The following is a 24,688-nucleotide window of genomic DNA, read 5'->3' on the forward strand; positions in this document are numbered from 1 at the left end:
AGAATAGGAGTGAAGATAGATGAGTAATGAGCCAATGGCGCGTAAAGAGGAAGCGTCCCGCAAGGCTTTTGATGAAGCAAAACAATATATTCCCGGTGGGGTGAACAGCCCTGTAAGGGCGTTCAAATCCGTAGGCTTGACTCCGATTTATGTGGATCATGGGATCGGATCGCGTATTTATGATATCGACGGCAACAGCTTTATCGACTATGTATGCTCATGGGGACCGCTGATTATGGGTCATGCGCATCCTGAGGTTGTAAAGGCATTGCAGGAGACGGCGGTAAAAGGGACAAGCTTTGGTGCACCAACTTTACTTGAAACTGAAATGGCAAAAACGGTTGTCGAACGTGTAGCCTCTGTAGATATCGTACGTATGGTTAACTCCGGAACGGAAGCGACGATGAGTGCGATTCGTTTGGCACGTGGTTATACAGGACGCAGTAAAATTTTGAAATTCGAAGGATCCTACCATGGTCACGCGGATAGTCTGCTTATTAAAGCGGGTTCCGGTGTAGCCACATTAGGTCTGCCGGACAGCCCAGGTGTTCCCGAAGGTGTGGCAGTAAATACGATTACAGTTCCATACAATGATTTGGAGTCCACTCAGATTGCTTTCGAACGTTTTGGCAGTGAGATTGCCGCAGTGATCGTAGAGCCGATTGCCGGCAACATGGGTGTTGTACCACCACTTCCGGGATTTCTGGAAGGACTTCGCAAGTTAACTTCAGACCATGGATCTTTGCTTATCTTTGATGAGGTAATGACAGGCTTCCGTGTCAATCGTGGCTGTGCTCAAGGCTTGTTCAACATTACTCCGGATATTACCTGCTTCGGCAAAGTTATCGGTGGAGGACTTCCAGTCGGCGCTTATGGCGGCAAAAGAGAGATTATGGAGCAAATCGCTCCTACGGGACCGATCTATCAGGCTGGCACACTTAGTGGTAATCCATTAGCGATGGCGGCAGGACTCACTACGCTGCAGCTACTGACATCGGAAGTTTATGATCGTCTGGAACAATTAGGGGCGCGTCTGGAGGCAGGCTTGAAAAAGAATGCAATCGAGACCGGTGTTCCGCTGACAATTAACCGCGTGGGCTCGATGGTCTGTCCGTTTTTCACGGAAGGACCAGTAACTAACTTTGAAACGGCCAAGACTAGCAACACGGATCTATTCCGTCGTTATTTTGGTCATATGCTGAGCCAAGGCATTAGCGTGCCACCTTCACAGTTTGAAGGCATGTTCGTGTCGGCTGCGCATAGTGAGCAGGATATTGATGATACCATTGAGGGCCACTATAATGCCCTGAAGGCCCTTTGAGTATTGGAGCCGGAGAAAGAACCGGTGGTGGAGCTTGGACTAGACGTGGGGAGTGGCTGGAAGTAACACCCGGCAAAATCATTACAGGAGCCGAGGATTCTGAAGCTGCAATTGATAAGTGGCTGCTGGAAACTGTAGGTATGCCTGAGAAGCTTCATCTGCGTCTGCGCCGCGAGGGGGGCATTCAGTGGAAGGGAGATCGACTGCGACTGGCACTTTTTCCGGATCGTGAAGCCGGCATTGAACCAGTATGGGAAGAGCTTGAAGTGTTGTATGAGGATGATTTTTGCTTGGTTGCGCACAAGCCGGCAGGCATGGCAGTTCATCCGGATGGCAGTGGCTTAGGTGTAACGCTGGATCATCTTGTAGCTGCGCATTATGTCGCCTCCGGTGATAGTGTAGCTGTAAGGCATATTCACCGACTGGACAAGGATACAACAGGTCCGGTGATGTACGCGAAGAATGAGTTCGCACAGCTTGTCCTAGACGAGAATATGCGTGACAAAAGCATCTCGCGGCTCTACGCCGCGATCGTCGAAGGCACAGTGCCGCCTACACTTAAAGTGATCGACGCGCCGATAGGACGCGATCGTCATCATGCGGCGCGGAGAAGAGTCTCACCCGGCGGACAGTCCGCCGTGACTCGAATCATTGGACGCGAAGCACTGCATGGCGGGAGCCTGGTGCATGTGCAGCTGGAGACCGGACGGACGCATCAGATTCGCGTCCATCTCAGCCATATGGGTCATCCCTTGTATGGGGATGCGCTATATGGCGGCCCGGTCTGGGCTTCCAGTGCCGCCGGCCGACATGCGCTCCATGGCGAGCTGCTGTCTTTCCGCCACCCTTGGAGCGGTGAACAACTGGAAGTAAGCGATCCGTGGCCGGAGGATATGCTTCAGCTGCGGGAGCTGCTGTCTGAAGCGCCTTGACGGCTTCGTTATAAACCTGAGAATCGTGGTATCAGCAAATGCTGGTATTACGGTTCTTTTTTTATCTATTTTTTCGTAGGGTATATAATTTTCTGTTTTTTCAGAAAGAAGCATCTATCTATGTCCTAATAGCAAAAGCAGCATATAATACTTTGTTCATGCGGAGTAGTTCATCTATTGGCCGGCAGATAGGTTTGAATGGTCCCTGAATTTATGAAATTAATAGCATCCTGTCCGGTTAGTGCCACCAAAGTTGTCATGCCTTTCTGTTTGAAGCATATACATGTGGGGAGTAACATTTTGGGCTTATGCTCTGGGCCTGTCTCAGGGTTAGATTATGCCAAGAAGGAGGACATATCCCGTGTTTGATCAGTCCCACGGCTTGCGGTTTGATATTTATGAACGCATTCACCTATCGGAAGAGCTTCCGGGAATAGCTGAGCTGGAGGAGGTTGAACTACTTCCGGAAATCCAGGTGATTCAGCGGGAGGATCGTGCCGAGTTATATGGTCAGCTGTTGCTTACCGGACTCTACCGGAGTGAAGATGACCGAACACAACGTCTGGAGCATGCTATTCCCGTAGAAATCACTGTTCCGCTTACACGCGTCAGCTCGATTGAAGATATCGGGGTGGAGATCGAGAATTTTGATATTGATCTGCTCACGATGCGCACAGTGAATATAACAGGCGTATTATCACTGCGGGGAATCGGTGGTGCGGAGCCTCAACCACAACCGGCCTGGCAGCAGGAAGAGTACACAGTTGCTTATTCCCCTCTCAGTGATGACAGGGTAATCGAAGCATCTGCAGAGAACCAAGAGCACGAAACTGATGCACTTTATGAAAATTCACAGTGGACCTTTGGCGAGGATGCATCGGAGGTTGCCGTAGAAGAACATGAGCATGCTGAAGCGAATGCAGGTGCATCAGAGCCCTCTTTGGTCTCGAGTGGAGCTGGTCATTCGTCCCCTATAGTGAATTTCTCATCCGCTCATGAGAAGGACAAGGGCGCGAAAGCGCGGACGCATAGTCTGGATTCGCAAACAGAGGATTCCAAAGCAGGAATAGCGGATTACTGGTTTAAAGCTGAGTCACAGAATGAAGCTGAGGCCACTCAGCTGGATCAAGTTAGCCAGGCGAGTCAAGCGGATCAGGAGCAAGAAGCTGAATATACTTTTGCTTCAAGAGAAACCGCTGTTCCAGCAGCTATTGCTGATGCAGACCAAGATATCGCTGTATTTGCTTCTGAAAACGTGGCAAACCATGAGCTTCACGCACAAGAAGAGAATGCGCAGCCGATCAGTGATAATACGAACGAAGGCTTAGTTTCTCAGGAGACTGTGCCACATACCGAGGAGAAACAAGATCTTAAGATTGCGCTTGGAAGCAAGAAAGAAGCAGAGGCTCCAGTCAAAGAACATCTCACCTTCTCTTCATTACTCAGCTCTAGTCGTTCTCGTAAAGAACAAGAGGCTCTCCTATCTGAAGGAAATGCATCGGCTGCAGCGATCATTCCAGAGGCCGGAAATAATACGGAGTGGAAGAGCAGATTCATTGCTGGAGCAGATGGCGCTAACCTATTCCGTAAGGTTCGCCTTTGCATCGTGCAGCGTGAAGAAACGCTGGATACAATCGCAGAGAAGTATCAGCTAAGTGCGCGGGAGCTGGGAATGTATAATCGATTGTCTGGGCAGAGTGTAGAAGAAGGGCAAGTGTTGTACATTCCGTAATTGAATTAAAATGCGTACTCATATGAATAGGTGAATCCCGATCTGATAGTAGATCGGGATTTTTGTCAAATATAAGAATATATAAGTTTCACGTTATACATTATCCTTATATTTCTCAAATAAACGCTTACCGTCCGTAAAAGGACGTCGAAGGCGTTTATTCTTGTGTGACCGGAGAACGTTAGAATGCGGGGGATCTAATCAACGCAGTGTGATGAATCGAAATGAAAATTCGACATATGCACGCTATAAGTCGAAATTCCGCTTAAAGTCCCGCTGTAGAAGCCTATTCAGGTTGACTAGGGATGACTCAAAATGTATTATGGAGTAAGCAATATCTAAGTAAAGACTGGGAACGGGAAGAGTAGGCGGTCAGCCCTTCAGAGAGCGGAATGCAAGTGCTGTGACATTCCGTAGGATACAGCCACCGAAGTCGCCCCGGAGTCGCCCTTCTGAGCTTGTCTTCATGGATATGAAAGATAAGTTAGGATGTGGCCGGTAGCAGCCGTTATCTGTACGAGTGTCGCGCTAAGCTTCTGAACCGTAAGGTGAAAGAAGTGCAGGTTTATTTTTCATTGGCGCGAAACAAAGGTGGTACCGCGAAAGAATGGCCTTTCGTCCTTTGAGACGAGGGGTCTTTTTGTTTTTTAGAAACCAACTACAAGTAACCAAGTGGAGGTATCAGAGAATGGCTGACCAAAACAATCTAACAGCGGCAGAGTTGCCGAACTTGCAAGATACAGCGGCAGATGCTGCCGCTGCAAATGATTCTAAGAATGAAATGCCAACCACGTATGATCCGAAATCGGCAGAAACCAAGTGGTATTCCTACTGGACAGAGGGTGGATATTTCCGTGCAGGCGGGCGTCCAGATGCAAAAGCATACAGCATTGTAATCCCGCCGCCAAACGTAACGGGAATGCTGCACATTGGTCATGCGCTTGATTTTACGCTTCAGGATATCCTGATTCGTACAAAACGGATGCAAGGCTTCGATACGTTGTGGCTACCAGGTACGGACCATGCCGGTATCGCAACGCAGACAAAGGTAGAGCAAAAGCTGCGTGAGCAGGGAATTTCTAGACATGATCTCGGCCGCGAGAAGTTTCTGGAGCAGGTGTGGGAGTGGAAAGATAAATATGCGAACACCATTCATGAGCAGTGGGCTAAGATGGGGCTTTCCCTTGACTATTCCCGCGAACGTTTTACCCTGGATGAAGGGTTGTCGAAAGCTGTACGCGAGGTATTCGTTAAGCTCTATAATAAAGGCTTGATCTACCGCGGCAAACGCATTATCAACTGGGACCCGGCGGCTCGTACAGCATTGTCGGATATCGAGGTTGAATATAAAGAAGTTAATGGTCACTTGTATCATCTGCGTTACCCGCTCAAAGACGGTAGCGGATTTATTACAGTAGCGACCACACGTCCGGAGACCATGCTGGGTGATACAGCGGTTGCTGTTCATCCGGAAGACGATCGTTATAAAGATCTGATCGGCAAAACGTTGATCCTGCCGATTATTGGCCGTGAGATTCCGATTATCGCTGATGATTATGTAGACAAAGAGTTTGGTAGTGGTGCGGTTAAGATTACACCAGCTCATGATCCGAATGACTTCGAGATGGGTCAACGTCACAATTTACCGCAGATTAACGTGATGGATGAGAGCGGTACGATGAATGAAGAAGCAGGACCTTACCAAGGTCAAGACCGGAGTGTATGTCGTAAGGCTATCACTGCTGACCTGAAGGAGCAAGGTGTGCTGATCAATATCGAAGATCATGTGCATCAAGTAGGACACAGTGAACGCTCTGGAGCGGTTGTTGAGCCGTACTTGTCCACACAATGGTTCGTGAAGATGCAGCCACTGGCTGAAGCTGCCATCAATGCACAGAAGGATGGGAACGGGGTTAACTTTGTACCGGACCGCTTCGAGAGAACTTACCTGAACTGGATCGAGAACGTACGTGATTGGTGTATTTCCCGTCAGCTGTGGTGGGGACATCGTATTCCAGCATGGTATTCCGAGTCTACTGGTGAATTGGTTGTGGCAAATGACGAGGAAGAAGCGCGCCGGATCAGTGGTCTAACCGACTTGAAACAGGACGAAGATGTACTGGATACCTGGTTTAGCTCTAATCTGTGGCCTTTCGCCACACTAGGATGGCCAGATGAGAACAGTGCAGATTTCAAACGCTACTATCCGAACGATGTGCTCGTAACAGGCTACGATATTATTTATTTCTGGGTAGCGCGGATGATCTTCTCAGCTCTTGAATTTACCGGAGAAAAACCTTTCTCAGATGTATTGATGCATGGTCTGGTACGGGATTCCGAAGGTCAAAAAATGTCCAAATCACTCGGGAATGGCGTAGACCCCCTTGAAGTAATCGAGAAGTATGGCGCAGATGCAATGCGTTACATGATTTCTACCGGAAGTACAGCTGGACAGGATCTACGCTTCCGTTGGGAAAAGGTTGAGCAGGCACGTAATTTCGCCAATAAGATCTGGAATGCATCACGCTTCGCGTTGATGAATTTGGAAGGCGTAAGCTTTGAGAATATTGACATTTCGGGTGAGCTAAGTACTGCTGATCGCTGGATTTTGCACCGTCTGAACGAAACTTCTCGTGAGATTACGCGTCTAATTGACTCGTACGAGTTCGGTGAGACCGGTCGCCAGCTGTACAACTTCATTTGGGACGATCTATGTGACTGGTATATTGAGTTCGCGAAGCTGTCACTTTACGGATCAGACGCCGCGGCCAAAGCGAAGACACAGTCTGTACTTGCCTATGTACTAGACCGCACAATGCGCTTGATTCATCCGTTTATGCCGTTTATTTCGGAAGAAATTTGGCAGCACCTTCCGCATGAAGGGGAGACGATTACGCTGGCTGCATGGCCGGAGTATGATGCTGCTCTGGAGAATCCGCAAGCCGTAGCGGAAATGAACCTGCTGATGGATGTAATCCGGGCCGTTCGTAATATCCGGGCTGAAGTGAATGTACCGATGAGCAAAAAGGTTGAATTGATCATCAAAGCGGGTAATGAAGAGACGCTGAGTATTATCACCCGTAACGACAACTACATTGGACGCTTCTGTAATACATCTTCCTTCGAAGCTGGACTGAATCCAGAAACGCCGGATAAGGTAATGTCCGCTGTAGTAACAGGAGCAGAACTGCTTCTGCCATTGTCGGGACTCATTGATATTGAACAAGAAATCGCCCGTCTGGAAAAAGAAGTACAGACGCTGAACAGCGAAGTAGAACGCGTAGAGAAAAAGCTGAGCAATCAAGGCTTCGTGGCCAAAGCTCCTGCTAAAGTTATCGAAGAGGAACGGGCGAAGCAGGCAGATTATTCTGCTAAACGTGAGAAAGTACTTGCCCGCATCGCAGAGCTGAGAGGATAAGAGACATGGATGACCTAAATCGGGGCGGAAGTACCGCCCCTCTTGCGACATACACCGAAGCGGTTGATTGGATCAAGAGCCTAATCCCTTTTGGGATACGGCCAGGTTTAGATAGAATCGAGATGTTGATGGACAAGCTGGGAAATCCGCACCGTCGGCTGAAGTTTATTCATGTGGCGGGTACGAACGGCAAAGGTTCAACTTGTGCTTTTTTGACTAGTGCACTTATACAAAGCGGCTATTCAGTAGGCACCTTTACATCTCCGTATATTACAAAGTTCACGAACAGGTTCCAATATAATAATACGGACATCTCTGAAGAAACGCTTGTCGAGCTGGTTAACCAATTACGTCCACTAGTCCAAGAAATTTCGGAAACGGAGTTTGGCTCACCTACGATGTTCGAGGTAACTACAGCTGTGGCCATTCTATTTTTTGCGGGCGTCTCTTGTCCTGATGTTGTCGTATGGGAGACCGGGCTTGGGGGAAGGCTGGATGTAACGAACATCGTGACTCCGATTGTTTCTGTGATTACTAATGTTGGTCATGATCACATGGATATTTTGGGAGATACGCTAGAGAAGATTGCAATGGAGAAAGCCGGAATTATTAAGACGGGCGTACCTGTTGTTAGCTGCGTAACTCAGCCGGAAGTCGTAGCGGTTCTGAAAGAGAAAGCAGCGGCTTGCCGCTCTACTCTTTATCTTGCCGGAGAAGATTTTAGCTATGAGGCTAATGAAATCCGGGAGGATGTGCAGACTTTTCATTTTAAGGGTCCCTTTCGTTCGCTTGAACTTGGGATCGTAATGAAAGGCGAGCACCAGATTAGCAATGCGGCAGCTGCCATGATGGTACTTGAGGTTCTGCGTCAGTATATGGCCTTTATGCTTGAGGATGAAGATGTGCTTGAAGGTTTGCGCCACGCATTCTGGGCTGGAAGGCTGGAAGAGGTAAGCAAGTCTCCAAGGATTGTACTGGACGGAGCACATAATCCGGAAGGTGCGGAGAGTCTTGCAAAAAGTCTGCCTCAGCTCTATCAATACGGTAAATTAAATTTACTTATGGGAATGCTGTCAAATAAGCATCATGAATCCTACTTTAAGCATATACTGCCTATAGTGGATACGCTCATCCTGACCGAACCGGATTTCCAGAACAAAATGGACGCGGAGAATCTGCAAGTTATCGCAGAAAGTCTGCGGGAGAAATATGCCAAGGAAAACTTGGCAATCATAGTAGAACATAATTGGGGAAAAGCGCTGCAGCTACTGAAGTCGATTACAGCGGAGGATGACCTTGCCGTCGTATCTGGTACGCTGTATTTAATCTCTGACGTACGCGGTACACTTTTGCAGCAACCCGATACTGAAAAAGGCTGGTGACGACTGTTGGATACTACTGAACGTGTGCATTTTATAGGGATCGGCGGCTACGGAATGAGCGCGATTGCCCGGGTAATGCTAGAAATGGGATATACAGTTACGGGCTCCGATGTGGCTGCCCAAGAATTAACGGATAAATTGATTGCTAAAGGTGCCAAGATTTATATTGGGCATACAGCAGAACAAGTAAAAGGTGCGGATCTAGTCGTATACTCTACGGCTTTGTCTAGTGATAATGTGGAATGGGTGGAAGCTGAGCGTCTTAAGATTCCAATTCTGCATCGTTCGCAAATGTTAGCCCGTTTATTGAATGAACGTAAAGGGGTAGCCGTTGCTGGAGCACACGGGAAAACTACCACCTCCTCCATGATTGCACTTGTGATGGAAGAGTGCGACGTTGATCCAACGTATATTATCGGTGGAGAGATTATGAATGTAGGTACGAATGCAAAGGCGGGACAAGGTGAGTTTGTAGTAGCGGAAGCGGATGAGAGTGATGGCTCTTTCCTGCACTATCACCCTTGGCTTGGGATCGTTACGAATGTTGAAGCGGATCACTTAGAAAATTACGACGGAGATTTTAACCGTCTTAAGGCTGCATACGTGCAGTTCATGAACCAAACGCGCGAAGATGGAACTGCTATAGTATGCGCTGACGACGAGAATGTGATTTCTCTTTTACCTGAAGTAACAGGTAAGGTGATTACTTATGGCATCAAGTCGAACACTGCGGATTATATTGCCACTGATATCGTTTTAGGCGATCGTCAAGTATCGTACACGATGAATCATAATGGAGAAGTGCTTGGACGGATTGAACTCTCCGTTCCCGGACAGTACAATCTTTATAATTCAATGGCAGCGGTAATCGCTTGTTTGAAATCAGGGATTTCTTTCGAGAAAATCGCTGAAGCAATTGTGAAATTCCATGGTGCGAAGCGCCGTTTTCAAGTGCTCGGAGAAGTCAATGACATTCTGGTCATTGATGATTATGCGCATCATCCTACAGAGATTCAGGCAACGATCAGTGCTGCTAAGGCAACAGGGAAACGGATTATTGCGGTATTCCAGCCTCAGCGCTATACACGTACTTTCTTCCTGTTAGATGCTTTCAGCCGTGCCTTTAGCGAAGCTGACGAAGTCATCATCACTGATATTTACTCTCCGGCTGGAGAGAAACAAATCGAAGGTGTTACTTCTGCGAAGCTGGTTGAGCTTATCGTTAAGAACAGTAATGCGGGCGCGAGACATCTGCCAACCAAAGAAGATGTGCTAGCTGATCTGACACCTCGTATTGCTCCAGGTGATCTGGTGATTACGATGGGCGCAGGCGATATCTGGAAGGTCGGATACGCACTGGCAGACGGTTTGAAGAAGAAGCATTAAGTTTGCAAATTGAGGCTAATTCGAGGATATTTATATTCTCTATTCAATAGCACTTCCCCAAAATTTCGTTCAGATAATCCTTGTGTTTATCTGAAGGGAGTTTAGAGGGAAGTGTTTTTTTGGTATTGTTAACGTATTTACTGATATAGTTATAAAGTGCTATAGTGCTGTCAGAAGAGGATCGATTTTTCAACGTATATTTGGGATCCCCACAAAGTACCCGAGTACGCATCGAAGCAAAGCCGCACTTTGTGGGGATATTTTCGCATAGGTGGTGACGTATGAGCTCCCTGCTTGAAATTAGAACACTGATTTATTTGTTTATTTTCGGAAATTTATTTATATTACTGCTTATAACCAATTATCGAAGTACCGCTGTTAAAGATACAGCCTCCACCTTGTTCATCCGATCAAAGGAAGTGCAGCTACTCTTTTGGTGTTCGATTTTATTATGGGATTATCTCCCTCATGCGTTGTCCATTCCGCTTAGCAATGCTCTAATCCTTGGAGGGTGCTGTCTAGAAATTACAGCGTTACTGCTGATGATGGGAGTACTGGGGCCAAAAATAAAGCGATATTACATCATCCTTTCGGTATTGAGCATAATTAGTTTTAGTATCATCGCATTATTTTTTAATCATTCCAACTTGCGCATCGCTTGTACTTCACTTTGGTCTATACTATTTATAGTTTATCCAGCTTATCATCTAACTGTGAATAAAAAGGCTACCCCTCTTCAAAAAATATTAGGCGTATTATTTTATGTATTTGCAGCGATTATGCTGATGCGGGCGCTTGTTGCATTGATTTGGGAGCCCGAGATGAATGTGTTCTCAACAAATCTCACGCAATATTTGTATTATTTGGGGATGTATTTATTATTTATCGTAGGGGCTGCCGGTTATATTCTTCTCTCAAATGAGCATTCCTTCGTCAAACTAAAAAGAATAGCCAGTTATGATGATTTGACGGGGATCCTAAACCGTGGAGCATTTCTTCAGGAAGCGGAGATAAAGCTTGAAAAGGCATTTCGAGCGCAGGAGTACTTCTCATTTTTGCTATTGGATTTGGATTATTTTAAACAGGTCAACGATACTTATGGTCATGATACCGGTGACATTGTGCTGGAAGAGTTCGCATCGACGATTAAAGATAATCTCGGAAATGGCGATTTGTTTGGCAGACTAGGGGGCGAGGAATTCGCAGTCATACTCTGTGGGGTAGATGAGCAGAGCTGCGACCAGAAAGCTGAAGCGCTTCGTGAGGCGATAATGAATACTTCCACTAATAAGGTTCAACAGGGGTACACAGTTAGTATAGGTGTAATTACGATCATGCCAGATCAGGAGATTTCGATAAATAAGTTGTACAAGCTAAGCGACAAGGCATTATATCAGGCCAAACAAGAGGGAAGAAATAGAGTCATCAGATACCGATATGTATACTGAGAGTCAGGAATACTAGGGGAGGTGAACTTCACTTATATGCATCTGGATCTCCAGACACTGCTGGTGTGTCTCTTTTTGTGGCAATCGTTCACGGTGCTGCTTATCGTGGTGTATCGTTTGCGTTATCCGCAGGAACAGACTTCTTCATTGTTTATCACAGCAAAATATTTGCAACTAGCAGCCTTGATCCTCTTATTACTGAAGGATTTTATAGATACACCACTTAGTCTACCGATCATAGCACTTCTTGCTTTGGCTGGAGGCACGCTCGAAAGCTTGGCGCTTCTAATGCTTCTCAGAGTATTCGGGAGCAAAGTGGAGAGATATTATTCTATATTATTCGGAGTATCCATTCTAGTTGTGGTGCTTATGTATTTGTTGATGCCAAAGGATCCTCTCGTTATTCCAGTCGCTTGTCTGGCTGGAGTTCTGATTATAGCCTATCCTGCTTATATACTATGTCTGAAGGTCATGGAGACTTCGCTACAAATAATAATGGGACTGCTATATTGTCTTGTCATCTTGTCGTTGGCGGGGAGAGCCTTAGAACCGCTGTATTCCGTATTAGGAATCAATACACAAGTTGCACAATTTCTTTATTTGTTTTTTTATCTCGGGATTTATTTGTATATGTTTCTAGGAACCGCGGGAATTATGCTGCTTTATAGAGAAGATTCCTTTGCAGAAATGGAGCGGGTAGCAACTTATGATGAGTTGACCGGTATTTTGAATCGCAGGTCGTTCGTTTTGCGTGCTCGGCCTTTAATAGCTGCTTCAGCGATGAAGAAACTGCCCTATTCTTTTTTACTGCTGGATGTCGATCACTTTAAGAGCATAAATGATAATTACGGCCATAATACAGGTGACCAAGTACTAACTGATTTGGCGTCTAAAATAGAGCAACAGCTTGGTCATGGTGATCTGATCGGAAGATTTGGGGGAGAAGAGTTCGCAGTGCTCCTGCACAGAGCCGATGAGAAGAGTAGTGATGTTATTGCTGAAGGAATGCGCACAGCTGTTATAGGTTCAATGATTCATGGCGTACCGCTGCACTACACGATAAGTATTGGAGTCATTACGATAGAATCGGGTGAACGTTTTTCTCTAAATAATCTCTACAAACTTTGTGATAATGCATTGTATCAAGCTAAGAAAAAGGGTCGGAACTGCGTTGTTAGAAGCTATGAAATATAAAAGTGTCTTCCTTTCGTCATTAGATGAGGAAGACACTTTTTTGTTTGCATAGGGAATAGTTCAGAATACCTAACGAGTATAAAATTTTGGAATAGAAAATTCATGTTCGTGTATTACTGGAAAAGAAGTTTTTTTGCTTGAATCTTCAAAAAAATAGCGATATATATAGGTTTATCGCAATGATTTTCGAATAAAGCATGAAAATATATAAAAATTTTAAAGGTTTCCCTATAAATCGACAAAAATTTTATGTGAAATGAGTTACTATTGAACTGCATCTAAAGTTGCAGTGATAAGTAGAGATGATTTATATAAAAAATTCAAGGAGCCAGAGTCATGCGAGAAAGAATGCTGTTCCTTTCAGCACAAAATCAAAGCGCAGAGGATCTAGAAGGAGAAATGAGAACAGGGAGTATTCTCGAGATTTTGCTAGGGAAATTTGATATTGATTTGCTGACGTATGCCAGTACGCACAAGGATATGTCTACAAATGATGGAACTGCACTAACGGTTCATTACATTAACGGGTGCATTAACTCGTGGAGATCTATGCTGCGTCCCTTACATATATTACGGAATTTCACTAATCGGAGTCATGCGGAGAAAGACATGAAGAGTACCATCTTGGAGCTTTGTAGATCGAATAATTACAGACATGTATTTATATCGCATAGCTTGCTGGGAAATTGCATTGATATGGTTCGTAATCTGCTTCCTGAGGCCAGTGTTATTACAGATACGTATCGTTTTGAGAGCGGGCTTGCCGTTGGAAAAGAAATTGGGAAGCCGAGCAGCAGTAATCCTTATTATAAACTAAATGAGGCTTTGGTTCGGCGGAATAAGCGGAGACTAATGAATAAAACGGGTGTACTCTTGGCAACCTCGGAATGGGATGCCCTTTCATTCAAATCTCTATCCTTTGCGGATGCCCGTAAAGTTCATGTTGTTCCTCATTTCATAAAAATGAATGAATACGACGTTTTTACTGAGCCTGTTGCAAAAGAAAATTCAATGGTTCTGCACTGGAATATGAACACCAGACAAGGGATTAAGGCTGCTCAAAACTTCTTTAAGAAAAGCTACCCTTTGATTAAAGAGCAAGTGCCTGATATCAAGTGTTACATCACGGGTCATGAGGTTCATACGGATGTGTTGACGCTTGTAAAGGATGATGTATCGGTCATTATCACTGGACCTTTGAAACCGTCTGCTGATTATATACGTCGTGCTAAAGCGGTTCTTGTGCCGATCCTTGAAGGTTGTGAAGTCTCCAGAAACATTCTGGAATCATGGGCACTCAAAACGCCGGTGGTTACTAGTTCTATAGTATGCGAGCGATTGAACTGTGAGCATAACCGTAATATTTTGCTTGCTAATACCTCAGTTGATGTTGTTGCTAGCGTAATAACGTTGTTAAAGAATCCTGAGATGGCAACGATTATTGCTGATCGGGCGCATCGCACATTGTTGAAGGATTACGAAGTGAATTATGTGAAGAACAAGATTCTTAGTCTTGTGTAAAAGGTACGCCCGAGAAGGCTCTGCCTGCAGTATATAAAAAACCCGCGAGGACGTTTTAGGGTCCTACGCGGGTTATTTCATTTTTGTATGATTTTACAGCAGGTTGCGGCGTAATTCTTCTGGAGATTTCGGAGACAACATTCCAAGTGGAATATCGAATACTGTACGCGCTCCACTCTGTCCTTCTTGACTCATACGCTGAGCGGCTCTGGCATAGGCCACGAGAACACTAGCTGTAAATTCTGGATTGCTCTCCAGCTTCAGGCCGAATTCAACAATCTGCTTCGTACCTTCCCCTGTTACACCACTGCGAATAACAAACCCGCCGTGCGGAATTCCGCTATGCTGAGCTGCCAATTCTTCTTCAGTGATGAAAGTAACCGTAGTATCATAATCTGCAAAATAGTTCGGCATATTCACGATTTCTGCACGAATGCGTTCTTGATCTGCCCCTGCTTCAGCCACTACAAAACACTCTCTAAGGTGTTTTTGACGAGTGGTAAGCTCTGGTGTTTCACCAGCGCGAATGGCCTCAATAATCTCTTGTACAGGAACGGTATATTGTACACCAGCTTTAACTCCATCTACTCTGCGGATCGCATCGGAGTGGCCTTGGCTAACGCCTTTGCCCCAGAAGGTGTATTCTTTACCTTGTGGAAGAATAGCTTCAGCGAGCAGACGATTCATTGAGAATAAGCCTGGATCCCAACCAGTAGAAATTACGCTGAGTGTTCCACCTTGTTTAGCTGCGGCGTCAACGGTCTCGTAGAACTCGGGGATTTTGGCATGAGTATCAAAGCTGTCCACGGTATTAAACATCCGGGCAATGGCTGGTGTTTGTTCTGGCAGATCGGTAGCCGATCCTCCGCATAGAATCATAACATCCACTTTACCCTTATATTGTTCGACGGCAGAGATGTGTTCGAACTTCACACCGGCTTCTCCGGCTTCCAGTTGTCCAGGTTCTCTGCGCGTAAAGATCGCAACTAGCTCGATATCTTCACTTTGGTTGATAGCCTTACGTACACCTTTTCCTAAATTTCCGTAGCCTACAATAGCTGCTTGAATTTTTTGTTTCAGAAGAAGCCCTCCTAATCAGTAGTGAACTAAAGCATCATTTCTAGCTTACCTAGTATAGTGCACACTTTTAGCTCTTTTTATATAGTATATAAAAGGTACATGTAATGTAAACTGAATCTGCATAATCTTTCATAATTCCTATGGCTTAAAAATAGCATATCTCTCTATTGTCTATCATATATTTACTTATAGATTAGATGAGGTGAGGTGTAACTGTTGAATAACGGAAGAATGACATTCCGATTTGACGTGAACAAGGACGAGCCTAAACCAAAGCCTAAAGTGGTAGAGCGCTGGTCAAATGGCGGATTGGGCACAGCTGAAGAGTACGCTGAGGGACTGCGTCAAGAGGTAGGTCCAGCACAGCAAACATGGCTTTATGAGCCTGATTTTCGTTCTACGCATGAGGCACCGCCGGAAGATTCCTATGACTATTACTCGGGTACTGTAGATCCACGTCAGGAAGAATGGGACGAACAGGATAAGGATTTTAGATATACACAGCAATCGTATCTTCTGTCAGATATGGTTTCGGATAGCAGGGATAAATTAGAGAATGTATCCTCTGGCAGTTACGGAGGCTCTTATCATACTCGACGTCCTTCGTATTGGTGGAAATTGGCTCTTTCTGTTACGGGAGCCATCGGCACAGGGGTACTGCTTGGTTATGCTGCACTTTCTTTCTTTTACGGAGGGAATATGGACAGTAGCTCTGGAAATGGGACAGCAGACATGGCGGCTACTTCAGTGCAGTCCAGTGGAGCTAAAGATCCGGCAGGTGTAGGTACATCAGGATTACCAGTGACGGGTACTGAAAATGCAGGGAAGAACACCATCCCAGTTCAAGTAGCTGCGCAAAGCTATTATCTGCTGCAGTACGGAGTATTCAGTACACCTGCAGGCGCTGAAGAGGCTCGCCAGGAGCTGTTAACTGCAGGTTTGGCCGCGGGTATGGATCCTGCCGACGGCAATCGTGTGTATGCTGGAATATCATCCGACCGTGAACAGGCCAAGCTACTTAGCAGCGGACTAAAGAATCAGGGTATTGAACTGTATGTGAGAGAGGTGGCACTTCCCGGGGCTGAACAGCTTGTCTATACCGGTAATGCAGAGGAAGTGAAGAACTATTTCTCCGTGAGTGGGCAGCTGCTCAGTGAACTAAGCAGTCAATCTGCTTCTTTACTTAGCGCTGGCCAAACTAGTACGACAGCAAATACCCCCGCTATGAGTGATCTCCATCTGCAATGGAGTGAAGCAGTAAAAGTGCTGGAACAAGGCGTATCTCCTGAAGCCAAAAGCATTTGCGCAGCGTTAGAGAAATCAATGAGCCAAGGGATATCAGCTTGGAGTGAATATAACAAGAACAAGGCTCAGGGCCTACTTTGGGAAGTGCAAGAATCGATGCTGAGCTTTTTGACTAGCCAGAAACAGCTACTAACTGCAATGAATTAACTGATAGATTGTTGATATTAAAGACAGCAAGCCTCCAGATGTGGGGGCTTGCTGTTTTGGCGCGAAAGAGGAAATTATCCCTATATAACTTAAACTATAATTGATACGGAGGATGGTATCGCTCCGCAACTTTTAGTGCAAATGGTGGTAAACATTACCGTAAGGGATTTTACGTTTGTATTGATCACAATTTCACCGTATAATAATTAGGGTGTCAAAAAATGGCGAGGGAAGACTGAGATGAAGAAGAAAAATGTAGGAACACTGCTGTTATTTCTAATTCTAGGCTGGCTGGCTGGAGCCTGGATCGCCAAGCTACTGCAGCCGGTAAAGGCTCTTTCTTTTCTAACAACATCGACTGTGCTTAAGTGGTCTCCGCGAGCCGATTTGGACATCATAACCTATGACATCACTATTCATTTGAAATTGTGCATGCTAAGTCTCGTCGGTATTATTACAGCTGTATGGCTGTACCGAAGACTGTAACTCTCGTTACTGATCAAGAAGGGACGTTTACAACGTGGACAACTCACAACACATTATTTTAGCCTCAGGTTCACCGCGTCGACGAGAGCTTTTGTCTTTACTGGGCTTGCCTTTTGAGGTCATTACCAGCGAAGCTGACGAAAGCACACCACCGGACTTTACGCCGGAGCAAATCGTGCGCAGTTTGGCTCTACGAAAAGCAGAGGCTGTAGTGGCTGCAGCAGGAGAGCGTAACGCAGTAATTATTGGTAGTGATACGATTGTTGTACTAGATAACACTGTGCTAGGCAAACCGGTGGACGAGCTGGACAGTAAATCGATGCTTACCAGACTTCAGGGCCGGAATCATAAGGTATACACGGGTGTAGCCTGTATTGGACTTCCGCATGGAAAGACTATAGTGGAGCACCGTGTTACTTCCGTAACGATGAGAGCAATGACGGAGAATGAAATTATTGCTTATATAGCTACGGGGGAGCCCGCTGATAAGGCTGGCTCTTATGCGATACAAGGGCTTGGCTCCACCTTGGTGGAACGAATTGAAGGCTGTTATTTCAATGTTGTCGGATTGCCGCTGTCGCTTCTTGGCGAAATGCTGTCCGAGTTCGGTATAACTGTATTGAACCGGTGGAAGCTTGGGAAAGAGGGATAGGGATGGAGTCGCAATCAGTAATGCTGCGGGACCTCCCCCATGAAGAACGACCAAGAGAGCGCATGATGCATTATGGGGCGGAATCATTAAGTCAAGCGGAGTTGTTAGCCATTCTGCTGCGTACGGGAACACGCCGTGAATCGGCTATTCATATTGCACAGCAGATGCTGGGGAAAATCGGTGGCCTGCGTGGGCTAGTTGACCTTAGCATCGAAGAACTGACCGAAATCAAAGGTATCGGCCCTGCCAAGGCCGTGCAACTAAAAGCAGGCATCGAACTTGGAAGGCGCCTTGCGAACTCCAGGTTTAACATGCCAGTCATTATCCGTTGTCCTGAGGACGCTGCGGAGATACTGACTGAGCAATTGCGTTATCTGCAGAAGGAGCATTTTGTCTGCTTGTTTCTGAATACGAAGAATCATGTGATAGGACAAGAAACGTTGTCTATGGGCAGTCTTAATGCTTCGATTGTTCATCCTCGTGAGGTATTCCGAGCAGCTATAAAATGTAGTAGTGCCTCTATCATATGTGCACATAATCATCCTAGTGGTGATCCAACGCCTAGTCCGGAGGATATCTCCTTGACCTCAAGACTGCTTCAGGCAGGCGAGATTGTCGGGATTGACGTGTTAGATCATCTAATTATCGGTGATAGCAGCTTTGTAAGCTTGAAAGAAAAAGGACACATGTAATATAAATGTGAAGATTTACTTAGGAAAAGGAGAATTAGCATGTTGGGTAGTTTTACGAAAGATTTAGGAATTGACTTGGGGACAGCGAATACGCTTGTCTATGTACGCGGTAAGGGGATCGTTGTAAGAGAGCCTTCCGTTGTAGCCATTAACACTGACACTAAGACGATTGAAGCCGTGGGTGAATCCGCTAAAAAGATGATCGGTCGTACACCGGGAAACATTCGTGCGATCCGTCCGATGAAGGATGGCGTTATCGCTGATTTTGACACAACGGCTACGATGATAAAATATTTTATTCGTCAAGCACAGAAACAACGTTCTATGTTCCAACGTCACCCTAATGTAATGGTCTGCGTACCATCCGGCATTACTGCTGTAGAGCAACGTGCCGTAGAAGATGCTACTAGACAAGCTGGTGCTCGCGAAGCTTACATTATCGAGGAACCTTTTGCTGCAGCGATTGGTGCAGATCTACCGGTATGGGAGCCAACAGGAAGTATGGTTGTTGATATCGGCGGAGGTACTACTGAAGTTGCTGTAATTTCACTCGGCGGTATTGTTACTAGTCGTTCCGTACGTGTTGCGGGTGATGAAGCGGATGAGTCCATCATTCAGTACATCAAACGTCAGTACAATCTGATGATTGGTGAACGTACGTCGGAACAGCTTAAAATGGACGTAGGTTCTGCCTTGCCACTTGAGAAAGCTGAGACTATGGAAATTCGCGGACGCGATCTCGTTACAGGCCTGCCAAAGACGCTTACAATTACTTCTGATGAGATCTGTGAAGCATTGTCCGATACAGTGAGTTCTATTATTGAAGCTGTTAAAGTAACTTTGGAAAAATGTCCACCGGAGCTCGCAGCAGATATCATGGATCGCGGGATTGTCTTGACAGGTGGAGGCGCCTTGCTTCGTAACTTGGATAAACTGCTTGCGCGTGAAACCGGAATGCCAGTTATTGTCGCTGAGAACCCTCTGGATTGTGTAGCGATTGGAACAGGAAAGGCGCTTGATAATATCCATTTGTTCAAGAGTCGCAGCAGTTCCAGTCTTCGCTCTAAGAGATAAGCCTATGTATTGCCACTTGTGTACGTCAACCCCTGTTATGGGAGAAATACTGTTGTTAGAGGGTGTTGAAACTGTTTAAACTCTTAAGCAATAAACGTCTGTTTATTCTGTTGATTACACTGGTGCTGTTCATTGTGGTGATGGGCTTCAGCTTGGCATCAAGGAGTTCCTTGTCCTGGCCGGAGAACTTTCTTAGAGATACTACTGGTTTCGTGCAAAAAATGTTCTACAAGCCCGCTGGATATGTAGCGGGCTTGTTTGAAGATATCGGAAATCTGAAAGATCTTTCTAAGGAAAATGAGCAGCTGAAGATTCTAGCCGCCCAATATGCACGTGATAAAGCGCAATACAATTTCATTCAGGTAGAAAATGAGCAGTTAAAGGAACAGTTGAAGTTCACGAAAGCTCAGGAGGAATTGTATAAATATCAATACCATATTGCGCAGGTGGTTAGTCAGACAACAGAACCAAGCAATAGTACGATTGTAATCGATTTAGGTGCTAAAGATGGCGTTCGACCAAATATGTCTGTGATTTCGGTGGATGGTTTGGTGGGTGTTATTAGTCAAGTCAGCAATTTCACCTCTACGGTGAAGCTGATGACCATGATGGATACGAATGACCCTAATTCTCAGCCGCCAATTGCGGCAACCGCTATTAACAAAGAGGGCAAAACCTTTGGTATGATTGAAAGCTATGATCCGAAGACAAACAAGTTATTGATGAACAAGATCCCGCCAGGTGATCCTATTGCGCCAAAGGATGTTATCGTTTCTTCTGGTATTGGGGGATTGTATCCGCGAGGATTGACCATCGGTACCGTTGAAAGCGTTGAGGTTGGTGAATTTGGATTAACCTCCACAGCAGTGATTAAGCCTTCAGCAGAATTTCAAGACTGGAAGCAGCTGATTGTTGTTTTTACGGAGGAGCGTGCTGAATAGTGAATATGCGCAGATCTGTTCTTGTTCTGTTACTGTTCCTCTTGTTCATTCTGGAGGGAACCATTCTGCCTTGGCTGATTCCAGATGTATGGCAGATGCGAATTATTCCGAATCTAGTGTTCGTTGTGCTATTGTTCGTGGCTGTATATCATCATCGTCATACAGCGCTTATACTGGGCCTAACTTTCGGACTATTACATGATGTCGTTTTTTATGGCAGAATTCTAGGAGCACATTCTTTTGCGATGGGTCTGTCGGCTTATTTAATTGGCCTTCTGTTTCAGATTCCGCGTGCGCCACTGCCTCTTATGATGACTGTGATTCTGCTCGGAAGCTTGCTAGAGGATAGTGTGTTATTTGGTATTTATAGTGTATTCAATCTCAATCAGGAGCCTTATAGCTGGGCTATTTTGAATCATATGCTACCAACGATGCTCTTTCATTTTGCTATTGCTCTGATCCTCTACATACCGTTACGACGCCAGCTTGAGCTGATCAAGAAAGAGAAGAGTACGGAAGAAGCGGCATAAAGAAGCTTCTATATTCTTTCTTAACAAAGCAGGAATTTAAGGGGCCCGGCACGAATGAATGAGGATAGGGGGCCAGGCATATGACAGTAAAATCCAAGCATGTAAGGATTAAGGGCATCAAGGATGGCCTGATATTCCTGCTAGACGACAAGTGTCCCTTCGAAGATCTTCTGAGCGAGCTTCGCTATAAGTTGGAGCACAGCCATCAAAATATTTTGACTGGACCGATTGTCCATGTAGATATTAAGCTGGGCAATCGTCCCGTAACTGAGGAAGATAAGGAAGCTGTGCTGGAGATTCTGAAGGGACAGGGAAATCTACTGATTCGTTCCATAGAGGCGCTTCCAGTGCCCGGCAGTGAGGATAATGACGCGTTGTTTCTTATGAGCGGGATTCTTCGTTCCGGTCAGGTGCTGCACCATGATGGAAATCTTTTATATCTGGGGGATGTGAACCCAGGAGGAACTATTACCTGTTCAGGCGATATCTATATTCTAGGATCACTTAGAGGTATGGCGCATGCTGGAGTAGATGGAAATGAAGAGGCGATTATCGCTGCTTCATTAATGTCTCCGACACAACTGCGAATTGCTGATATTATCAGTCGTCCTCCCGATGAGTGGGAAACCCGAGAAAGCAGTATGGAGTTTGCATATTTAACGAACGGAGCTATGCAAATCGATAAAATTCATAATTTAGTCAAAGTACGTCAGGATTTAAATGTGTTTAAAGGGGTGTAGCCTCCATGGGAGAAGCGATAGTCGTAACCTCGGGCAAAGGCGGAGTTGGCAAAACAACCACAACAGCCAATATTGGAACCGCACTTGCACTGCAGGGTAAAAAAGTATGTCTCGTCGATACCGACATTGGACTGCGTAATCTGGATGTAGTAATGGGGCTTGAGAATCGTATTATTTATGATCTTGTGGATGTAGCGGAGGGTCGTTGTCGCCTAAATCAAGCACTCGTTAAAGACAAACGCTTTGATGAGTTGTATATGTTGCCCGCAGCTCAAACGAAGGATAAAACGTCCGTCACTCCTGAACAAGTAAAAGATATTATTCTCGAACTGAAGAAGGAATATGAATATATTTTGATTGATTGTCCAGCAGGGATTGAACATGGCTTCCGCAATGCGATTGCCGGTGCGGATAAAGCGATCGTGGTTACCACACCAGAGCATGCTGCTGTGCGGGATGCGGATCGTATTATCGGACTGCTTGAGCAGTCACATGTCGAATCGCCAAAGCTGGTGGTAAATCGTATTCGCCCAGGTCTTGTGAAGTCTGGGGATATGCTTGATATTGAGGATATTTTACAGGTGTTGAATATTGATCTTATCGGAATTGTTCCGGATGATGAACTGGTCATTAAGGCCGCAAATAGTGGAGAGCCTACAGTTATGAATCCCGATTCGTCAGCAGCTATTGCCTACCGCAATATTGCTCGTAGAATTTTAGGTGATGCTGTGCCGCTAATGCAGCTTGATCGGAAACCGGGAGCATTTAAGAAGTTCAAGAAATTTTTCGGTATGGCTTAATTCTGCACCAAGCAATCTTACTATAGAAGCATTAACGGTCCCACCACTAGAGAAATCTATGGGTGGGATTTATTTATTTAGTGGTATTTAAGTGCTCCGCCTTGGGCGGGCTTGTTCTAAAGAGACTTCCGTGCTTCATAAAATGGAAGTAAAACAAGCCCGTCCGGAGGGATAAACATGGATCTCAAATCAGATATCAAGAATCGCCGCAAGGAGCGTATCCGTAGTTTGCTGGAGGAAATCCCGAATATAGAAGCAGCAGAGGTGCCTCCGTTATTCGTTATGCCCGAAAAGAGTACGAGCTTCAAGGAGTGGGGTACGGGGTTTAAGAAAAATGAGGAGCAATCATCTATAGAGCCTGATCCGGAAGTGATGTGGAAAGAGAGACGGGGTGGCTGGGAGGAACCAGGAGGAGGAGGTTCTAAATTTTCTTCCGGTTTTATTCGACGGGTTATAGCGAGTGTGCTTGTGTTTGGAGCGGTTTGGGGAGTTTTTACAGTTCACCAGCCATGGTCCTATAAAGTCCAAGCCTTTATTAGTGATGCCTTGAGTAATGACATGGATTTCACAGCAGTGCGGGTCTGGTATGAGGAGAATTTTAATGGTGCACCGGCGTTCATACCGATATTTGGTGACAAAGACGAACCTGCTCAAAAGGCAGCAGCTCAACATGAGCTTAGTGCCCCGGTAGCTGGAAGCATTGTGGAGCCCTTTGCTTCCACGCTAAAAGGTGTAGAAATTATGCCTCAAATCGATTCAACCTCAAATGTGACGGTGAAGAGTATAGACATGGGACGTGTTCTTTCCATTTCCAAAGAATTGGACGGTGGCATTCGAATTGCAGTTCAACATTCTGGAGGAATCACAGCAGAATACGGACATTTAAATGGCACTAAGCTGGAGATTGATGACTGGATTCAGAGTGGAGATGAACTCGGGTGGATGCTGGAGAAAGAGGGCTCCTCAGCTCCAACGCTATTCTTTGCAGTGATGAAAGACAAGACTTATATTGATCCTACAGAAGTGGTATCGTTTGATTAGGATCTTAGGGATCGATCTGTCACTACATCCATTGTTCGTAATCATTATGTTGTTCTCTGTACTCACAGGACAATTTCTGGAGTTGCTAACTTTATTTACGATCGTCCTCATTCATGAAATAGGACATGTGGTGGCTGCCCTTTTAGTTGGTGTTACAGTCAAATCGGTTCAGCTTCTTCCGTTTGGCGGAGTTGCGGTTATTGAGGATCATGGGCGGCTCACCGCTAGTCGTGAGATTGGTATTGCACTTGCCGGTCCGCTGCAAAATGGCATCATGATTGTTATGGCTCTTGGGCTTCAGCAAGCAGGTTATGGTAATCAGGAATTTTTAGTCTATTTTATAAATGCTAATGCCATTATTGCGCTCTTTAATCTTTTGCCTGTTCTGCCACTTGACGGAGGCAAAGTACTTCAGGCTACAGTTAGTTTATTTCTTCCTTATTACTATACTTTGCTATGGAGCGGACGAGTGAGTGTTGCTGCAAGCATTTTTGTGATTGTTTATGCGCTATTGCCTCTTGGAGCGGGCGGAGGCTTGAGGCTGAATATGGTTATGATCGGTGCTTTTTTATTGTATTCAAATCTCACGGATCATCAGAATTTACCGTACCGATTTGTTGCATTTTTGATGAATAGGGAGGCGGTTTATGAGTATCATTTGCGGACAGGAAGTGTGGCTCGTCCAATTGTTGCCTTATCTGCGAAACCTTTAGATGCTATATTGCGTCTATTTAAACGTAATCAATATCATTTTATCTATGTATTAAACGGCGAAGGAAATGTTGTTGCTGTTGTGCCGGAACAGCGCTTAATATCTACCTACTTCGGAATGTAGTGTATTTATGCAGAGCGTGAGAAGGGATGAA

21 protein-coding genes and 1 other annotated feature are annotated in these 24,688 nt (G+C 45.5%); of the genes, 20 read left to right on the forward strand and 1 reads right to left on the reverse strand.

All coding sequences use genetic code 11. From position 1 onward, the window contains the following. The first annotated feature begins 19 nt into the window (after positions 1–19). The 9 genes from hemL to NSQ29_RS02430 all read left to right on the forward strand — a co-directional run bounded on the left by hemL (position 20) and on the right by NSQ29_RS02430 (position 14,334). Positions 20–1,321 carry a glutamate-1-semialdehyde 2,1-aminomutase gene (hemL, locus tag NSQ29_RS02390; RefSeq protein WP_341124309.1) on the forward strand — a complete coding sequence of 434 codons (1,302 nt, stop codon included), beginning with the start codon at positions 20–22 and terminating at the stop codon, positions 1,319–1,321. Then, entirely contained in the window at positions 1,318–2,253 is a 936-nt protein-coding gene (locus tag NSQ29_RS02395; protein WP_339243294.1) for an RluA family pseudouridine synthase, read from the forward strand. Before hemL ends, NSQ29_RS02395 begins: the two co-directional genes overlap by 4 nt. Positions 2,254–2,614: 361 nt before the next feature. After that, positions 2,615–3,985 carry a LysM peptidoglycan-binding domain-containing protein gene (locus NSQ29_RS02400; RefSeq protein WP_341124310.1) on the forward strand — a complete coding sequence of 457 codons (1,371 nt, stop codon included), beginning with the start codon at positions 2,615–2,617 and terminating at the stop codon, positions 3,983–3,985. Positions 3,986–4,327: 342 nt separating this feature from the next. After that, positions 4,328–4,611, forward strand: a binding site (T-box leader). A gap of 155 nt (positions 4,612–4,766) precedes the next feature. Next, positions 4,767–7,403 carry a valine--tRNA ligase gene (locus NSQ29_RS02405; RefSeq protein WP_076286506.1) on the forward strand — a complete coding sequence of 879 codons (2,637 nt, stop codon included), beginning with the start codon at positions 4,767–4,769 and terminating at the stop codon, positions 7,401–7,403. Positions 7,404–7,408: 5 nt separating this feature from the next. Further along, positions 7,409–8,785, forward strand: a complete 1,377-nt coding sequence (locus NSQ29_RS02410; RefSeq protein ID WP_042191194.1) for a bifunctional folylpolyglutamate synthase/dihydrofolate synthase — start codon at positions 7,409–7,411, stop codon at positions 8,783–8,785. Positions 8,786–8,791: 6 nt separating this feature from the next. After that, the gene (murC, locus tag NSQ29_RS02415) at positions 8,792–10,171 is read left to right on the forward strand and encodes a UDP-N-acetylmuramate--L-alanine ligase (protein ID WP_042191191.1); all 1,380 of its coding nucleotides are present in this window, start codon (positions 8,792–8,794) and stop codon (positions 10,169–10,171) included. A 281-nt stretch (positions 10,172–10,452) separates the two neighbouring features. Continuing rightward, complete coding sequence (locus NSQ29_RS02420; RefSeq protein ID WP_076286490.1) at positions 10,453–11,619, forward strand: GGDEF domain-containing protein; 1,167 nt, start codon at positions 10,453–10,455, stop codon at positions 11,617–11,619. Positions 11,620–11,655: 36 nt separating this feature from the next. Continuing rightward, positions 11,656–12,813: a GGDEF domain-containing protein gene (locus NSQ29_RS02425; RefSeq protein WP_340972457.1), complete on the forward strand. Its 1,158-nt coding sequence runs from the start codon at positions 11,656–11,658 to the stop codon at positions 12,811–12,813. 336 nt (positions 12,814–13,149) lie between these two features. Further along, the gene (locus NSQ29_RS02430) at positions 13,150–14,334 is read left to right on the forward strand and encodes a glycosyltransferase (RefSeq protein WP_341124311.1); all 1,185 of its coding nucleotides are present in this window, start codon (positions 13,150–13,152) and stop codon (positions 14,332–14,334) included. A 93-nt stretch (positions 14,335–14,427) separates the two neighbouring features. Here NSQ29_RS02430 and NSQ29_RS02435 read toward each other — a convergent pair whose 3' ends face one another. Next, on the reverse strand, positions 14,428–15,414 hold the full coding sequence (locus NSQ29_RS02435; RefSeq protein WP_042191182.1) for a diaminopimelate dehydrogenase: 987 nt from the start codon (positions 15,412–15,414) through the stop codon (positions 14,428–14,430). Between the two features lie 216 nt (positions 15,415–15,630). On the opposite strand from NSQ29_RS02435, the gene NSQ29_RS02440 reads away from it, so the two are divergent. From NSQ29_RS02440 to NSQ29_RS02490, 11 genes are all read left to right on the forward strand, one after another. Beyond that, complete coding sequence (locus NSQ29_RS02440; protein WP_340972451.1) at positions 15,631–16,866, forward strand: SPOR domain-containing protein; 1,236 nt, start codon at positions 15,631–15,633, stop codon at positions 16,864–16,866. Positions 16,867–17,106: 240 nt separating this feature from the next. After that, positions 17,107–17,352 carry a DUF4321 domain-containing protein gene (locus NSQ29_RS02445; RefSeq protein WP_042191180.1) on the forward strand — a complete coding sequence of 82 codons (246 nt, stop codon included), beginning with the start codon at positions 17,107–17,109 and terminating at the stop codon, positions 17,350–17,352. A gap of 34 nt (positions 17,353–17,386) precedes the next feature. Continuing rightward, entirely contained in the window at positions 17,387–18,004 is a 618-nt protein-coding gene (locus tag NSQ29_RS02450) for a Maf family protein (RefSeq protein ID WP_341124312.1), read from the forward strand. A gap of 2 nt (positions 18,005–18,006) precedes the next feature. Continuing rightward, complete coding sequence (radC, locus tag NSQ29_RS02455) at positions 18,007–18,696, forward strand: RadC family protein (RefSeq protein ID WP_042191176.1); 690 nt, start codon at positions 18,007–18,009, stop codon at positions 18,694–18,696. 39 nt (positions 18,697–18,735) lie between these two features. Continuing rightward, entirely contained in the window at positions 18,736–19,770 is a 1,035-nt protein-coding gene (locus NSQ29_RS02460) for a rod shape-determining protein (protein ID WP_042191174.1), read from the forward strand. Positions 19,771–19,832: 62 nt separating this feature from the next. Next, complete coding sequence (gene mreC, locus NSQ29_RS02465) at positions 19,833–20,711, forward strand: rod shape-determining protein MreC (protein WP_042191173.1); 879 nt, start codon at positions 19,833–19,835, stop codon at positions 20,709–20,711. Further along, positions 20,711–21,241 (forward strand): rod shape-determining protein MreD, encoded by a 531-nt coding sequence (gene mreD, locus NSQ29_RS02470; protein ID WP_081383060.1) that lies wholly within the window; start codon positions 20,711–20,713, stop codon positions 21,239–21,241. Before mreC ends, mreD begins: the two co-directional genes overlap by 1 nt. 80 nt (positions 21,242–21,321) lie before the next feature. Then, positions 21,322–21,981 carry a septum site-determining protein MinC gene (gene minC, locus NSQ29_RS02475; protein ID WP_042191171.1) on the forward strand — a complete coding sequence of 220 codons (660 nt, stop codon included), beginning with the start codon at positions 21,322–21,324 and terminating at the stop codon, positions 21,979–21,981. 5 nt (positions 21,982–21,986) lie between these two features. Next, a complete protein-coding gene (gene minD / locus NSQ29_RS02480; RefSeq protein ID WP_042130573.1) occupies positions 21,987–22,781 on the forward strand; it encodes a septum site-determining protein MinD in 795 nt (264 codons plus the stop codon). A 177-nt stretch (positions 22,782–22,958) separates the two neighbouring features. Next, positions 22,959–23,822: a M23 family metallopeptidase gene (locus NSQ29_RS02485; RefSeq protein WP_341124313.1), complete on the forward strand. Its 864-nt coding sequence runs from the start codon at positions 22,959–22,961 to the stop codon at positions 23,820–23,822. Next, positions 23,815–24,657 carry a M50 family metallopeptidase gene (locus NSQ29_RS02490; protein ID WP_341124314.1) on the forward strand — a complete coding sequence of 281 codons (843 nt, stop codon included), beginning with the start codon at positions 23,815–23,817 and terminating at the stop codon, positions 24,655–24,657. The genes NSQ29_RS02485 and NSQ29_RS02490 overlap by 8 nt, the downstream gene beginning before the upstream one ends. Positions 24,658–24,688 lie beyond the last annotated feature (31 nt).

It is taken from the genome of Paenibacillus sp. FSL F4-0236 (assembly GCF_038000135.1).
In the GTDB taxonomy this organism is placed as follows: Bacteria; Bacillota; Bacilli; order Paenibacillales; family Paenibacillaceae; genus Paenibacillus_AQ.